Origin of the sequence: Gordonia desulfuricans NBRC 100010 (genome assembly GCF_001485495.1) — a bacterium.
Taxonomy (GTDB): domain Bacteria; phylum Actinomycetota; class Actinomycetes; order Mycobacteriales; family Mycobacteriaceae; genus Gordonia; species Gordonia desulfuricans.
Genome location: NZ_BCNF01000164.1, coordinates 1 through 15,122 on the forward strand (window position 1 = coordinate 1; position 15,122 = coordinate 15,122).

The 15,122-nt window shown below is 70.2% G+C and carries 13 protein-coding genes; 3 read left to right on the top strand and 10 right to left on the bottom strand.

Features of this window, described 5'->3' with window-relative positions:
• Positions 1 to 170: 170 nt before the first annotated feature.
• The 10 genes from murD to GD1_RS22155 form a co-directional block, all read right to left on the bottom strand.
• Positions 171 to 1,751 (bottom strand): UDP-N-acetylmuramoyl-L-alanine--D-glutamate ligase, encoded by a 1,581-nt coding sequence (murD, locus tag GD1_RS22110; RefSeq protein WP_059039608.1) that lies wholly within the window; start codon positions 1,749 to 1,751, stop codon positions 171 to 173.
• Positions 1,744 to 2,841 (bottom strand): phospho-N-acetylmuramoyl-pentapeptide-transferase, encoded by a 1,098-nt coding sequence (mraY, locus tag GD1_RS22115; RefSeq protein ID WP_020791153.1) that lies wholly within the window; start codon positions 2,839 to 2,841, stop codon positions 1,744 to 1,746. The genes murD and mraY overlap by 8 nt, the downstream gene beginning before the upstream one ends.
• Positions 2,842 to 2,998: 157 nt before the next feature.
• Positions 2,999 to 3,502 carry a UDP-N-acetylmuramoyl-tripeptide--D-alanyl-D-alanine ligase gene (locus tag GD1_RS22120; RefSeq protein WP_373855350.1) on the bottom strand — a complete coding sequence of 168 codons (504 nt, stop codon included), beginning with the start codon at positions 3,500 to 3,502 and terminating at the stop codon, positions 2,999 to 3,001.
• Positions 3,499 to 5,139 (bottom strand): UDP-N-acetylmuramoyl-L-alanyl-D-glutamate--2,6-diaminopimelate ligase, encoded by a 1,641-nt coding sequence (locus tag GD1_RS22125; RefSeq protein ID WP_059039610.1) that lies wholly within the window; start codon positions 5,137 to 5,139, stop codon positions 3,499 to 3,501. Before GD1_RS22125 ends, GD1_RS22120 begins: the two co-directional genes overlap by 4 nt.
• A 169-nt stretch (positions 5,140 to 5,308) precedes the next feature.
• Entirely contained in the window at positions 5,309 to 7,213 is a 1,905-nt protein-coding gene (locus GD1_RS22130) for a peptidoglycan D,D-transpeptidase FtsI family protein (protein WP_083534607.1), read from the bottom strand.
• A gap of 21 nt (positions 7,214 to 7,234) precedes the next feature.
• Entirely contained in the window at positions 7,235 to 8,143 is a 909-nt protein-coding gene (ftsL, locus tag GD1_RS22135) for a cell division protein FtsL (RefSeq protein ID WP_083534609.1), read from the bottom strand.
• On the bottom strand, positions 8,140 to 9,081 hold the full coding sequence (rsmH, locus tag GD1_RS22140) for a 16S rRNA (cytosine(1402)-N(4))-methyltransferase RsmH (RefSeq protein ID WP_053777401.1): 942 nt from the start codon (positions 9,079 to 9,081) through the stop codon (positions 8,140 to 8,142). The genes ftsL and rsmH overlap by 4 nt, the downstream gene beginning before the upstream one ends.
• A gap of 285 nt (positions 9,082 to 9,366) precedes the next feature.
• Complete coding sequence (gene mraZ / locus GD1_RS22145; protein WP_053777368.1) at positions 9,367 to 9,807, bottom strand: division/cell wall cluster transcriptional repressor MraZ; 441 nt, start codon at positions 9,805 to 9,807, stop codon at positions 9,367 to 9,369.
• A 677-nt stretch (positions 9,808 to 10,484) separates the two neighbouring features.
• Positions 10,485 to 10,889 (bottom strand): SCO2097 family morphological protein, encoded by a 405-nt coding sequence (locus GD1_RS22150; RefSeq protein ID WP_059039613.1) that lies wholly within the window; start codon positions 10,887 to 10,889, stop codon positions 10,485 to 10,487.
• A gap of 192 nt (positions 10,890 to 11,081) precedes the next feature.
• A complete protein-coding gene (locus GD1_RS22155; protein ID WP_059039615.1) occupies positions 11,082 to 11,579 on the bottom strand; it encodes an SAV_6107 family HEPN domain-containing protein in 498 nt (165 codons plus the stop codon).
• 256 nt (positions 11,580 to 11,835) lie between these two features.
• Between GD1_RS22155 and GD1_RS22160 the strand changes: the two genes are divergently transcribed.
• From GD1_RS22160 to GD1_RS22170, 3 genes are all read left to right on the top strand, one after another.
• Entirely contained in the window at positions 11,836 to 12,501 is a 666-nt protein-coding gene (locus tag GD1_RS22160; protein WP_020790140.1) for a GNAT family N-acetyltransferase, read from the top strand.
• Positions 12,502 to 12,506: 5 nt separating this feature from the next.
• A complete protein-coding gene (locus GD1_RS22165) occupies positions 12,507 to 14,135 on the top strand; it encodes a phytoene desaturase family protein (RefSeq protein ID WP_059039617.1) in 1,629 nt (542 codons plus the stop codon).
• Positions 14,136 to 14,230: 95 nt separating this feature from the next.
• Positions 14,231 to 15,052, top strand: a complete 822-nt coding sequence (locus GD1_RS22170) for an LppM family (lipo)protein (protein WP_373855352.1) — start codon at positions 14,231 to 14,233, stop codon at positions 15,050 to 15,052.
• The last annotated feature ends 70 nt before the right edge of the window (positions 15,053 to 15,122 follow it).

The following is a 15,122-nucleotide window of genomic DNA, read 5'->3' on the forward strand; positions in this document are numbered from 1 at the left end:
GCGCGGGCGCGGGGCGGCCGCAGTCGCGTCGTCGGGGCCCGTGTCGCCGGGGCCCGTGCCGTCGGGGTTCGTGTCGTCGGTGCCGGTGTCGTACGGGCCCGCGTGACCGGCGGGCCTGGTGTCGCCGAGTGTGCTCTCGGTGATCCGGTCCGGATCCGCGGTACCGGCGCTCACTGCCGACGCCCCTGCTCGGCACGCGACGCGTCGTGGACGTCGGCCAGCGCGCGGGCGGCCGTGGCGAAGGCATCGCCACGACGGCCGTAGCCGGCGAACATGTCCAGTGACGCTGCCGCGGGCGCGAGCAGGATGGCGTCGGGTCGGGCCGGATCGGCCTCGGCCAGGTCCCAGGCGATTCCGACGGCCCGGTCCATCACCGCGACCGCGGGATCGGACCCGGCCGGGATCGGGGTGACGGAGGAGGCCGATCGCAGATCGGTCCCGGGATCACGGGGAAGCTCGCGCGCAACGGTCACGCAGCCATCGTCCCCTGTGAACACTGTGACTGCTGGGACTTCTGGGGCGTGTCGCGCGATCGCATCGACAACCAGACCCCGATCACGTCCGATCGCCACCACGCCGCCGAGTCGATCCCCCACCGCGTCGAGCATCGCGTCCAGCGACGCCCCCTTGAGCAGTCCGCCGGCGATCAGCACCACCCGGCGGTGTGCGGCGACGGCGGCCTGCGCGGCATGCGGATTGGTGGCCTTGGAGTCGTCGACGAAGGCGATCTCCCCGATCCGGGCGACCACCTCACCGCGGTGGCCGGCCGGCCGGAACGCGGTCAGCGCGGCGCGCACGGCCTCGGGCTCGACGCCGATCGCCCGGGCCAGGGCGGCCGCACCGAGTGCATCGGCCAGTCCGGAGGGTCCGGCCGGATGGATCACGTCGGCCTGGACGAGTGCCACACCCGACGGGTCGTCGGCGAAGGCACGGTCGACCAGGACCCCGTCACGGACCCCGAGCTCACCCGGTTGCGGATCGCCGAGGGTGAAGCCGACCCGCCGGCCGGCGGCCGACAGCCCGGAGGCCACCGGATCGTCGAGACCGACCACACCGATCGCCCCGTGCAGCGCGACCTGCTTGGCGGTGGCATAGGCGTCGAACGAGCCGTGCCAGTCCAGGTGGTCGTCGGCGATGTTGAGCACCAGCCCGGCGGCCGGGGCGATCGACGGCGCCCAGTGCAGCTGGAACGACGACAGCTCGGCGCACAGCACCTCGACGCGCTCGGGGGCGGCCATCGCGTCCAGGACCGGCAGCCCGATGTTGCCGCAGGCCTGCGCCGACCGGCCCGAGGCGGTGACGATGTCGGTGAGCATCGACGTGGTGGTGGTCTTGCCGTTGGTGCCGGTCACGACCAGCCAGGTGCGGGGCGCACCGAACACGCCCGCGGCATCCAGGCGCCACGCCAGTTCGACCTCACCCCACACCGGGATCCCGGCCACGGCCGCCGCAGTCGGCAGCCCGTGGGTGGGGGCGAACCCCGGTGACGCGATCACCAGGTCGGTGCGGGTGGTCCAGTCGTCGTCGGCGAGCAGCGCGGCAACCGTGGTGAACCGGGCGCCGCGCCCGGCGATCTCGGTCCCGCCCGCGATCGCTGACGGGTCCTCGGCGCGGTCGTCGGCGATGGTGACCCGGGCGGCGAGGTCGAGCAGATGCCGGGCGGCCGACATCCCGGCGGTGCCGCCACCGGCGACCACCACCTCCCGGCCGGCCGGCCAGGACGCGACATCGGCGGGAATGTGATCAGCCATTGGTGGTCAGGAACTCCCCGTAGAACAGCGACAGGCCCAGCGCACATGCGATCGCGGTGAGCAGCCAGAACCGGATGATCACCGTGGTCTCCGCCCAGCCGCCGAGTTCGAAGTGGTGGTGGAACGGCGCCATCCGGAACACGCGGCGTCCGGTGGTGCGGAAGAAGGCGATCTGGATGACCACCGAGACGATCTCGGCGACGAACAGGGCGCCGATCACCACGGCGAGCAGTTCGGTGCGGGTGGTGATGGACAGACCGGCCAGCATGCCGCCGAGCGCCAGCGAACCGGTGTCCCCCATGAAGATCTTGGCCGGTGCGGCATTCCACCACAGGAAGCCCAGGCAGGCGCCGCCACCGGCGACCGCGACGATCGCCAGGTCGAGCGGGTCGCGGACGTTGTAGCACCCGGTCGGGATCTCGGTGGCCGGCTTGGCGCCACCGGAGCAGGCGTTGACGAACTGGAAGAACGCGACGAACACGTAGCTGCCGAGCACCATCGCCATCGAACCGGCGGCCAGGCCGTCGAGTCCGTCGGTGAAGTTGACCGCGTTGGACCAGGCGGCGACGACGAGCCAGACGAAGATGACGAAGACCACCGACACCATCGAGATGGCCGCGATGTCGCGCACATAGGAGAGGTTGGTGCTCGCCGGGGTGAGTCCGGCGTCGTTGCGGAACTGCAGGACGAGGATGCCGAACAGGATGGCCGCGCCGAACTGTCCGACCGATTTCGCGGTCTTGTTGAGGCCGAGGTTGCGGTGTTTGCGGATCTTGATGATGTCGTCGAGGAAGCCGACGCCGCCGAGGACGGTCGCCAGGCCGAGGACGAGCAGACCCGAGGCGCTCGGACCGGCGTCGGAGGACATGAACAGTCCGGCTGCGTGGGCGCCGAGGTATCCGGCCCACAATCCGATGAGGATCGCCACGCCACCCATCGACGGGGTCCCCCGCTTGGTCTGGTGGCTCTGCGGCCCCTCGACGCGGATCTCCTGGCCGAAGCCCTGCCGCGAGAACACGCGGATGAGCACCGGGGTGAGCATGATCGACACCGCTATCGCGATCGCACCCGCGATGAGGATCTGGGTCACCTGACAGTCCTGCCCTTCACTTGTCGTCTTCCTGCCATTCCACCGGTCACCGGCGGAATGCCCCGCCGAACCCTACGTCTCTCCCGATCCCCGCCGACAGCCGGTCCCCCGCCGCCGGCCGGTCGCCCGCCGACACCGGGGCGCTCACCGCCCGCGGTCAGGATCCGGTCGCGGCGTCGACCTCGACCACCGCGCGCCCGAGGCGCTCACGCCACACCGCCACGATCTCGGCGAGCGGTACGTCCGGTCCCGCGACCAGCACCACGTCCCCGGGTTGCGGGGTCCAGTCCGGATCGGCGTGCAGCACCGGCGCGGCGTCGGCCGGGTCCTCGGCCAGTCGGGCCTCGTCACCCCACGATCCCTCCATCACCGCACCCTGGTGCAGCGCGCGGACCGCGCGGGTCGGCCCCACGCACAGCACCTTGTCGACGGCCAGCCGCACGGCCTGCCTGCCGATCCGGTCGTGCTCGACGACGTGCTCGTTCTCGCTGAGCCCGTCGTCGGTGCGTACCTCGCCGAGCACCGCCCACGTCCGGATCGGCGTCTGCGACTGCGCCCGCCGGTCATCGGCGGTGGACACCAGCGTCCGCAGGATTCGACCGAGGTCACGGGCGGTGGGGTCGGTGGCGACCAGCACGGTCACCGTCGCGTCGGCGATCACCGGTCGTTTCCCGACTGCCGGTCTCCGGGGTGTGGGGCGAGGACGTCGTCGAGCGCCTCGGCGAGCACCACCCTGTCATCGAAGGGATGCTTCACTCCGTCGATCTCCTGCCCGCTCTCGTGTCCCTTGCCGGCCACCAGGACGATGTCGCCGTCCCGTGCCCATGCCACCGCGGCCTCGATCGCCGCCTGACGGTCGCCGATCTCGCGGTGTTCGGCCCCGGCCGGTCGCTCGTCGTAGGGCACCTCGTCGATCCCGGCGAGCATCGCCGCACGGATGGTGGCGGGTTCCTCGGTCCGGGGGTTGTCGTCGGTGATGATCACCAGGTCGGCACCGCGCGCGGCGACCGCACCCATGATCGACCGTTTGCCGTGGTCACGGTCACCGCCGGCGCCGACGACCACACCGATCCGTCCGGTGGCCTGCCCGCGCAGGGTGGTCAGCACCGCCTCCAGCGCGCCCGGCTTGTGTGCGTAGTCGACGATCGCGAGGAACCGCTGTCCGCGGTCGACCCGTTCGAGGCGGCCGGGCACGGAGACCGACGCGATCGCGGTGGCGGCCTGGGTCACGGTGAGCCCCGCAGTGACCGCGATGGCCAGGGCCAGGGTCGCGTTGGCGATGTTGTAGCGCCCGGGCAGCGGGACGGTCAGCGTCGTCGCGGCACGCCCGGGGCCGGTGATCGCCGCATCCTGTGACCCGTCGGCATGCGGCGTGGAGGACCCGGCGTGCCAGGTGGCCGGGACCTCGGTGGTCGACACGGTGACCGGTGCGACAGACGATCCGGCGCGCGCGATCTCGGCCATCCGCCGGCCCCAGTCGTCGTCGACGCAGACCACCGACCGCACCGCGCGGGTGGCGGCGCCGGCAGCGAACAGCCGGGCCTTGGCCTCGAAGTACTCACGCATCGTCGGATGGAAGTCGAGGTGGTCCTGGGAGAGGTTGGTGAACCCGCCGATCGCGAAGTGCGCGCCGTCCACGCGGCCGAGCGACAGCGCGTGGCTGGAGACCTCCATCACCACGGTGTCGACCCCGCGCTCGACCATCGCCGCGAGCAGGGCCTGCAGGGTGGGCGCTTCCGGGGTGGTCAGCGAGCTCGGCTGGGCGACGCCGTCGACTCGGGTCTCGACGGTCCCGATCAGGCCGACGGAGTGGCCGGCGGCGAGCAGCGCCGCCTCCACCATGTAGCTGGTCGTCGTCTTGCCGGAGGTACCGGTGATGCCGATCAGTTTGAGTCGCTGCGACGGGTTGCCGTAGACGCGGGCGCTGACGCCGCCGAGGACGCTGCGCGGGTCCGGGTGCACCAGCACCGCGCACGCGGTGTCCGGGGGCAGGGTGCGGGCCAGTTCGCTGCGCCCGGCGGGGTCGGTGAGCACCGCGGTGGCGCCACGCTCGACGGCATCGGCGGCGAACCGGGCACCGTGGGTGCGGGCACCGGGCAGCGCGGCGAACAGATCACCGGCCACGATGTCCTGGGCCCGCAGGGCCACCCCGGTCACCGCGGTGTGCGCCGTCGCGCCACCGACCAGGTCGAGGCGGGCACCGGTGGCGGTGGACAGCACCGACACCTCGGTCGGGTCGACGCTGGTGGGTCTGGTCAGGGCGGCCGGTGTGCGCTGGCCGCGACGAGTCGACGCCATGGGGGTCTGCTCGCCTCCTCTCACCCGCGGCTGCGGGTGTCGGTCGGGGTGTCGGTCGGAGGTGCCGGTGACACCTCTGCGCCGAGCTGGCGGCGCCAGGTCACCGCACCCACGTCGGAACGCACCCCACGATTGAACTCACTCACGATACCGTCAGCCCGCGCCTTGGCTAGCGCGACGCCTGCAGGGTCAGTCGCGGGGTCTGCGTGGCCGACTGCGGGATGCGATCGTGCTGCAGAATCCACGACGTGATGGTGGCGAACAGCGGTGCCGCCGACTGTCCGCCGGAGCCGTCGCTGCTGCGCTTGGGATTGTCGAGCATGATGCCGACGACGAAGCGCGGGTTGTCGGCGGGGGCGATGCCGGCGAAGGTGATGTTGTAGCTCGACGTCGAGTAACAGCCACACGCCGGATCCACCTGCTGGGCGGTGCCGGTCTTGCCGGACAGCTGGTAGCCGGCAACGGCGCCCTTGGCGCCGGTACCCATCTGCACACCCATCGGATCGTCCTGCAGCACCGCCCGGAACATGTTGCGGACGGTCTGCGCGGTCTGCGGGCTGACCACCTGCACACCGTCCGGACGCTGCTCCACCTCGGCGCCCTGCCCGTCACGCTGTTCCGACATCAGGATGCGCGGCGGGATGCGCAAGCCGTTGTTGGCGATGGCCTGATACATCCCGGTCATCTGCAGCAGCGACATCGAAAGGCCCTGTCCGATCGGCAGGTTCGCGAACGAACCACCCGACCACTGACTCAGCGCGGGCACCTCGCCGGCACTCTCGGCCGGTAGGCCCACTCCGGTGGAACGCCCCAACCCGAATCGGGTCACCATGTCTGCGAAACGTTCCTCGCCGACCTGCTGGGCCAGCATCAGTGTGCCGACGTTCGACGACTTCCCGAAGATCCCGGTGGTCGTGTACGGCTCCACCCCGTGGGTCCAGGCGTCGTTGACGGTCACGCCGGCCATCCGGATGCTGCCGGGCACCTGATGCACCTGGTCGGGGGTGGTCAGTCCGTACTCGATGGCCGCGGCGGCGGTGATGATCTTGTTGACCGACCCGGGTTCGAACGGCGAGGTCACCGACGGATTGCCGAGCTGGGCGTCGGGCTGCTCGTCGAGCGGTTGGGAGGCGTTGAAGGTTCCGTCGTTGGCCATGGCGAGCACCTCGCCGGTGTGTGAGTCGAGGACCACCGCCGACGCCGATTTGGCGCCGGAGGCCTTCTTGGCCTTGGCGACCTCGGCCTGGACGAACCACTGGATGTCGGAGTCGAGGGTCAGGCGGACGGTGGCACCGTTGATCGCCGGGTGCACGTTGCGGGTCGAACCCGGGATGACCGCACCGTCGGAACCGCGGTCGTAGGTGCGGGAACCGTTGGTACCGGCCAGGATCGAGTCGAGCGAGGCCTCCAGGCCGATCAGGCCGTTGCCGTCGTAGTTGACGTCGCCCACCACGTTGGCGGCCAGCGACCCGCCCGGGTACAGCCGGATGCTCTGCGGGTCGGCGCCCACCTCCGGGAACTCCGAGGTGATGCGGGCGGCGACGTCGGGACTGACCGAGCGGGCCAGGTACACGAAGGTGTCGTCGCTCTTGAGCTTGGCGAGCAGGTCGTCGGCGCTGATCGAACCACCGAGCGCCGAGCTGACGCCCGCCGAGATCTCCTTCAGCCGGGTGTCGACGTCGGGCAGTTCCGGGTTGTCGTGGTGTGCGGCGCCGATCGTCTTGCGCACCACCTGCGGCAGGAAGGTCAGCGACCGCGCCTCGTCGGTGTAGGCCAGCGGCCGGCCGTTGCGGTCGAGGATGGAGCCGCGTTTGGCGGTGAGCACCTGTGTGTACTCGCGCTGCTCGGCTGCCTGCGCCGACAGCGACGACGACTCGATGGTGTGCACGATGACCATCCGTACGGCGACCGCGAGAACGGCGAGCACGATCACCACCCACGCGATCCGGCTGCGCAGGGTGAACATGCCCGGACGCTTGGGGTCCGATCCCGACGGACCGCCGGTCTTACGGGGACGGCGTGGGACTCGCGGTGGCGGGACGTCGGCGGATCGCGGACTCCTCGCTCGTGTCATGGTTGTCAATTGTCCACTGCGCTATCGCGAAGCCGGGGAATTTGTGCTCGGCGGGTTGCCGGTTGTGGTCGGCGTCGCCTGGGTCTGATCCCGGTTGGTCGGATTTGTCGGTGTCGCGTTCTGCGGGAGCACATTCGGTGCCGGTACCGTCGCCTCGGGATCGGGGGCGGGCGCCGAGGGGGTGGCCGGGGTGGATCCCGAAGGTGTCGACCCCGCCGGGGTCGAGGGCGCCGGTGTGGCCGTGGGTGTCCCGGTGGCCGCCGAGCCGGTCAGGCCGATCGAGTCGTCGACCTTCTTGGGATCGATCTGGGCGGTGGGATCGGGCGTGTTCTCCGGGTTGATCGTGCCCATCCGGGTGCCGGCGGCCGGGCTCGGATCGCCGACGATGCGCGGACGACCGTTGGGGCCGACCACCATTCGCGCCGGGTTCTTCGCCGGGATCATGCCGAGTGCGGCGGCCTTGTCGGACAGCTCGGGTGCCGAGCTCCCCGACTCGTAGGCACGTTTGAGCGCATCGCGCTGATCGGTGAGCGACTGGTTCTCCTTGCGGGCGACGCCGAGATCGTAGGAGTCCTGTGCGGCCTTGGTCGACAACCACAGGCTCAGTCCGAGTCCGAGGGCCAGCAGCGCGAGCACCGGCACGACGATCGGAACGCGGATCAGCCGCTCGCGCAGCGTGATCGGGGCACTGGTCCGTGACCTGAGGCGACCTGCACCGGTGTCGGTCTTCGTCGACGAGCGCCGCGAGCGACGGTCGTCGGTGTCGAGGCGTTTGCTGTGCCGGTCGATGGCCCGTTGTGCGGCCTTCGACCGGGTGGCCCGGGAGCCGGTGACCCGTCCGTCGCGGCCCCGTCGTTCGGCGGTACCTGCCTCGTCGGCGACCTTGGTGCGCTTGCCTTTCGACGCGCGGGTGTCGTCGAGCACCGTCATGACACGACCTCCTCGGCGACTCGTTCGATGGTCCGTACCCGTACCGGGGCCGAACGCGGGTTGATCTCCAGTTCGTGCTCGTCGGGTCGTTCGGCCCCACGGGTGATCAGGCGGAAACGCGGTGCGGTACCGGGCAATTCGATCGGCAGTCCGGCGGGCGAGGTCGATGTGGTGCGAAGTGCGAACTCGCGCTTGACGATCTTGTCCTCGAGGGACTGGTAGCTCATCATCGCGATCCGTCCACCCACGCGCAGCGCGGCCAGCGCGGCGGGCAGGGCGTGCCGCAGCGCGTCGAGTTCGTGGTTCACCTCGATCCGCAGCGCCTGGAAGGTTCGTTTGGCCGGGTGTCCCCCGGTCCGGCGGGTGGCCGCCGGGATGGTCGCGTACAGCAACTCGACGAGACGGCCACTGGTGGTGAAGGGTTCGCGTTCGCGTTCACGCAACACCGCCGAGGCGATCTTGCCCGCGAAGCGCTCGTCGCCGTAGTCGTGCAGGACCCGGGCGAGGTCGCCATGCGAGTAGGTGTTGAGCACGTCCGCCGCGGTGAGTCCCTCGCGGTTGTCCATCCGCATGTCCAGCGGGGCGTCGACGGAGTAGGCGAAACCGCGGTCGGCGCGGTCGAGCTGCATCGACGAGACACCGAGGTCGAACAGTGCGGCGTCGATCCGGTCGGCACCGGCGTCGGAGAGGACGGTGGACAGTTCGTCGAATCGGGCTCGGTGCAGCGAGATCCGGTCGCCGTAGGAGGCGAGCCGGGCGGAGGCGATCTCCAGTGCGGAGTCATCCCGGTCGATGCCGATCACCCGGACCCGCGGGAACTCCCGCAGGATCAGTTCGCTGTGCCCACCGGCGCCGAGGGTGGCGTCGACGTAGATCGGGGTGTCCACGGCGTCGGTGTCGAGGGCCGGACGGAGCAGTTCGACGATGCGGGCGGCCATGACGGGTACGTGCCCGAACTCGCCGGATCGACGTCCACCTGCGGTGGTGTCGTCGTCATCGTGCTGCGGTGTCACCGATCTGCCCCTCGAGTGGACCGATCCACACGCCGTCCGATACCGGACGCGAGGATCGGGAGTACGTCGTTCGTTGCGATGGCCTGTGATGGCGCGGGGTCCCGGCCCGATCGTGAACCTGGCGTTGGGGAAGTACGCCAGGGTCTGACCGGGCCGAGGCCTCGGGCCACCCGGGGCCGAGTGCATTGGCCGGCACTCGTCTCTTCTCGGCTACAGGACCGCGTCCAGCGCGGCCGAGTCGGCGGTCGAGAAGTTCTCCTCGTGTTGGCTCTGGTAGTCGCGCCATGCCTGCGCGTCCCAGATCTCCAGGTGATCGAAACTGCCGAACACCACACATTCCTTGGACAGTCCCGCGTACGCACGATGGTCGGCCGAGAGCGTGATCCGCCCCTGACCGTCGGGGCGCTGCTCGTCGGTGCTCGCGAAGAAGTACCGCTGATAGGCACGCGCCTCGGGATCGTTGCGTGATGCCTCCACGATCTTCGCCGCGATGACGTCGAACTCTTCGGCCCGGAACACCGACAGGCTGTGGTCTTGGCCTTTTGTGACCATCACCCCTCCTGCCAGCGCATCGCGAAACTTGGCGGGCAACGTCAGTCGCCCTTTGTCGTCCAGCTTGGGCGTGAATGTGCCGACAAATCGCACGGACACGTCGACACCTCCCGCCCCTGGGTTCCGCGTCGCCGTGCCGGTGCCGCCTCATCCAGTGCTGCCCACAGTACCCCACTTTCCTCCACTTTCCACCCCAAACGCCCCACCCGTCCCCCACTCGATCGCATAGTGCCAGTTCAGCGCAGCAGAATTCCGTGGGGGAACGTGATCGGTCGCGTGTCGTCAGCACACCTTCTGGCGTTACGCACGTGACGTATGAACGCCAAAGTGCCAGGTGAGAGCCTCTGAATGCCTCCGGTGGGGCGCAGTGGGGATTCAGGTGGGGCGCAGTGGGGATTCGAGTGGGGCCCGGTGGGGATTCGGGTGGGGCCTCGTAGGGAGACCGCGTGGGGCCCGGTGGGGAGACCGCGTGGGGCCCGGTGGGGAGATCGGGTGGGGCCCGGTGGGTCACCGCGCGGCCATGCGGCCGGCGATCACGTCAGGCGACGAGCACATGGTGAATAACTGTCGATCGAACGAATATCGGTCGAACGGTGTACCGGCAGCGCGGCACCCACCCCGTCTGGGGTCACGGCCACAGCTCGGACAGCGACTCGAGAACGGACCCGACAACGCCGGCGGCGCACCCCTGCAGGGGTGCGCCGCCGGCGTTGTTATCGAGTTCTGTGTCGTCGAGACGTGGAGGTGACGCCGGCCGGCTCAGGCCGACCGGAGGATCATTCCTGCTCGAAGCGTCGGTTGAAGCGCTCTTCCATCCGTTCGGTGAACTTGCGCTTGGGTGCTGCGGCGCGAGCGGTCTTGCCACCCGAGGAGTGGCCGGCGGAGTCGTGTGACCCCTTTCCCGGAGTTCCACCCCACAGGGCCAGGAGCGCGGCGGCGAACATCACGAGGAAGCCGACGAGACTGACGATCGGGAAGCCACCGACGGTGAGTCCGATGATCGGCCCCACCACCAACAGCACCAACCCGACGACGAATACGACCGCCGCCTGAACACGACGACGACCAGGCGACCGCCCGAGGCGGCGACGGGTCACGCTGGACGCGAACTTTGGGTCCTCCGCGTACAGAGCGCTTTCGATCTCTTCGAGCATCCGCTGCTCGTGCTCTGAGAGTGGCACCGACCCTCCTAACTGTTACCGACGAGTCACCGACGAGATGTGCGCCGCGACGCCCGTCGACAACTGTTGTTCGCGGCTAGATTCCATGATACGAGGTGAATCGGACGTCGACCACCATTACCCTCCATGGTTGTCGAATTCATCGATCGCCGCGTTACCCGCGACGGCCCGTCCGGCAGCCCACCAGGCATATCAGGCGGGGTACGCCATGGTGACCGACCCCGGACCGCGATCGCCTCGCTCGCAAGCGATCACGAGGGCCTCGACCGCGTCGAGGAAGGTCAGCAGCCGAGCATGGAACTCGGCGATCAGCCCCGCCGGGACGGTCCGGTCCAGGCCGCTCTCGATGTCCATCCGGCGACGCGAGTGCGCCGCAAAATACTCCGCATGGCCGACGAGGTCGGGCACCCGGGCACCGATCCGGCTCCATGCGTCACCCGCGTTACGCCGGCCGGCACGAGGGCTCCGGGGCTCGTGGAGGGCCAGCGCGGCACCGGCACCGCGCAGCGCCGCCAGATAGAGCTGACGGAACCGTTCGGCGTCGTCGTCGGTGATCCCGACGGCGTTGTCGACGAGGAGGTCGGCCCGCTCGAGCAGATCGCGAGCACGTGAGATGGCCGTGGGGTCGACCTCGGCGGCGCCACGACGTGACGACCGGGCACTGCCCGACGATGCGGTATGCGATGGCATGGAACCCTCCCCTTCCCGGTGGATACGCGATCATCATCGGTGCGGCCACCGACATTTCGTTGAACGCGGCCCGGTGGTGAGCGCTTCCCTCGCTCACTTCCGGGCCGCGTCGTCGTGCGGGCGTAGGGTGAACAGCTTGCGGAGGCACATTCATCGAACACCCGTTCGACATATTCAATATAGCCAGATCCGTGCAAGGGTTCAAGGCGGACGGCAACATCGGTGAGATCTGCGTACAGAACAGAGAGGACGGCGCGTGACCATCCGGCTCGCCCGACTGACCGGCCAGGATTCCCCGGCCTGGCTCGAGCCCGCGCTCGACGTCTACGTGACCGCGATGAACTACCCCCGCGGTACCGAACGTCACCGGGCAGGACTGTGGCGTGAACACATCGCGCGCCCCGGATGGAGTGCGTTCGCCGCGATCGCACCCGCCCCGGTCACCCCGCGCACCCCGGACATCGATCGCCGGCGGTTGCATCACCCGTTGTCCCCCGGCGGGGACGAGATCATGGTGGGCATCGCCTACGGCTACCGGGGCGCGCCGGATCAGTGGTGGAACCAGCAACTGCGTACCGGGTTGCGGTTGACCGGCACCTCCCCCGCCGACATCGACGAGATCTCCGCGGACTACTTCGAACTCACCGAACTGCACGTACACCCCACCGCACAGGGGCACGGGATCGGCGAGGAGTTGCTCACCCTGCTGCTCACCGGACGACCAGAACGGCATGTGCTGCTGTCCACTCCGGAGATCCCCGCCGAACGCAACCGTGCCTGGGCGCTCTACCGCCGGATGGGATTCGTCGACGTCCTACGGCACTTCACCTTCGCCGGTGACCCACGACCCTTCGCCTTCCTCGGCCGCCGGCTACCGCTGGCCGACCCGGGCCTCGAGCCCGGCCGACCGGTCCCGAGGTGACCCCGATGCGCACCGGTGCACACCCGCGATGGGATGCCGTCGTCGTCGGCGGCGGTCACAACGGACTGGTCGCCGCCGCCTACCTGGCGCGGGCCGGACGGTCGGTGTGCGTCGTCGAGCGCGACGAGGTGCCCGGCGGCGCGGTGTCGACCGTCGAACGGTTCCCCGGCTACCGGGTGGACCGCGGGTCGTCGGCGCATCTGATGATCCGGCATTCGCCGGTGATCGACGACCTCGGTCTCACCGAGATGGGCCTGACCTACCTCGACTGCGACCCGTGGGCGTTCTGCCCGGGCACCGACACCGCGCCGCCACTGGTGTTCCGGACCGACCTCGACGCCACCTGCGCCTCGATCGAGGCCTCGTGCGGAGGCCGCGACGCCGATGCCTACCGACGGTTCGTCGAGGTCTGGACCCCGCGCTCGCAGGCCCTGATGAAGGCGTTCTACCAGCCCCCCGACCCGGGTCGCTTCGCAGTGGCCTTCGGCGGGCTCGGGGCGACGGCGACGAGCGCCCGCACCGGGGTCGTCGGCAATCGCACCGGCCGCATGCTGTCGGCGACCCAGGAACTGATGGCGTCGGGCGACGCGCTGCTCGACCGGTGGTTCACCTCCGAACACCTCAAGGCGGCACTGGCGTGGTTCGGCGCGCAGTCGGGTCCGCCGATGAACGCCCCCGCCACCGCCCCGATGATCGGCTTCGCCGCACTGATGCACCAGCTCCCGCCCGGTCGCGCGGTGGGCGGCAGCGGCGCCCTGACCACCGCACTGCTGCGCCGGCTCGACGCCGAGGGTGCGCAGGTGCACACCGGTGCGGCCGCGTCGACGATCGGTCGGTGCGGCGACCACTGGCGGGTCACCGGCACCGACGGGCAGTCACGCTGCGCGACCACGGTGATCGCCGCCTGCCACATCCTGACCACCCTCGACCTGCTCGGTGCGGGTGGATTCGCCCCCGACCTGCTCGACCGGTGGCGCACCCAGATCTCGGTCGGCTCCGGGATGGGCATGGCGGTGCGCGTCGGCGCACGTGACCTGCCCGTCTATCGCGACCTGCCGTCGGATCTGCCGGCCCACGGGGTGCACTCGTCGCTGGCCCTGCTGGTCACCGATCGCGCACACCTCCGGCGGGCGGAGGCCGCGGCGGCGGTCGGCGAGCTCCCCGACCGGCCGGCCTGTGTGGCGATGTCGTTCTCGGCGATCGACCCGGGACTGAGTCCCCCGGACCGGCATCTGATCAACATCTGGGCCCAGTGGCATCCGCGCCACCTGTCCGGTGGCCGGGACTGGGCGGACCTGCGCGAGACCGCCGCCGATGCGGTGATCGCCGAGCTCGACCGGTATGCGCCCGGGTTCTCCGACGGCGTCGAGCATCGCCATGTGCAGACCCCTGATCTCCTCGAATCCGAACTCGGTCTGCGGGGCGGCAACATCATGCACGTCGAGATGACGATCGACCAGATGTTCATGTTCCGGCCCCATCCGGACCTGAGCGGTCATCGGGTCCCGGGGGCCGACGGACTGCTGCTGGCCGGGGCATCCACCCATCCCGGGGGTGGCGTGACCGGCGCGAGCGGACGAATCGCCGCAATGGCGGCGCTCGCGGGTTCCCGACGGCGTGGTCTGGCACGATGAGCACCGTGCGCCCGTCCTCCATGCTCCCGTCAGGCTCGTCGCCCGCATCCCGCACGTCATGCTCGCGGCGGCCGGCCCCCCGGAGCCGCCCGCGTGTGACCGCCGTGGTGCTGGCCGCGATCCTGCTGCTCGCCACGCCCCTGCTGTCGGGGTGCCTGGAGCGGTCGACGACGGTCGGTGACCGGATGTCGGGCAGCGTGATCGTCGCCACCACACCCGACAACCCGTCGGGACCGCCACGCCTGGACGTCCCGGAGTCGATGGCCGGTCAGGTGTCGGTGAGCGAGTACAAAGAGGCGCCGTCGGCCGACAGCCCGCAGGAACAGCAGCAGACCGACGCCACCGCCGGTGACGCCGGCGCCATCCGGGTGGGTTCACGGGTGACGTTCAGCAATCTCACCGCGGGCCAGTTCAGCCAGTTCGGCGACATCGTGGCCAATGCCTTCGGCGACAACGCGATGACGATGGACCTCTCCGCCAAGCGCAGCGGTGACGTGGTGCGTTTCCGCGGGTCGTCGGATCTCACCGGTCTGGTCGCCGGGCGTGACTACCTGAAGTTGTCGGTGTCGTTCGCCGGACCGATCACGGCCACCAACGGCGACCAGAACAGCGACACGTCGGTGTCGTGGACACCGGAACCCGGTGCGGTCGCGGACTTCACCGCCGACGCCACCTACCCCGATCCGGCGACCGCCGCATTCGGCGGCTGGTCGTGGCTGATGGGTCTGCTGTGCCTCGCGGTGGTGCTGGTGGTCGCCCGTCTGGCCTATGTCACCCGCGACCGCAGTCCGCGACCGGGACGCCCGGCCGCCCCGAAGAACCCCACGGCACCGAGCGATGGGGGTGGTCCGGAGAAAGGATCGTCACCGGTCGCGAGCGGCCCCGCAAACGGATCGACGGGTTCCGACGCCCGCTGAACCAGGATCGTCGGGTCTCGACACGGGTCCTCGCCCTTCCGGCTCGGTCCCGGCTCGACAATCCACGAAC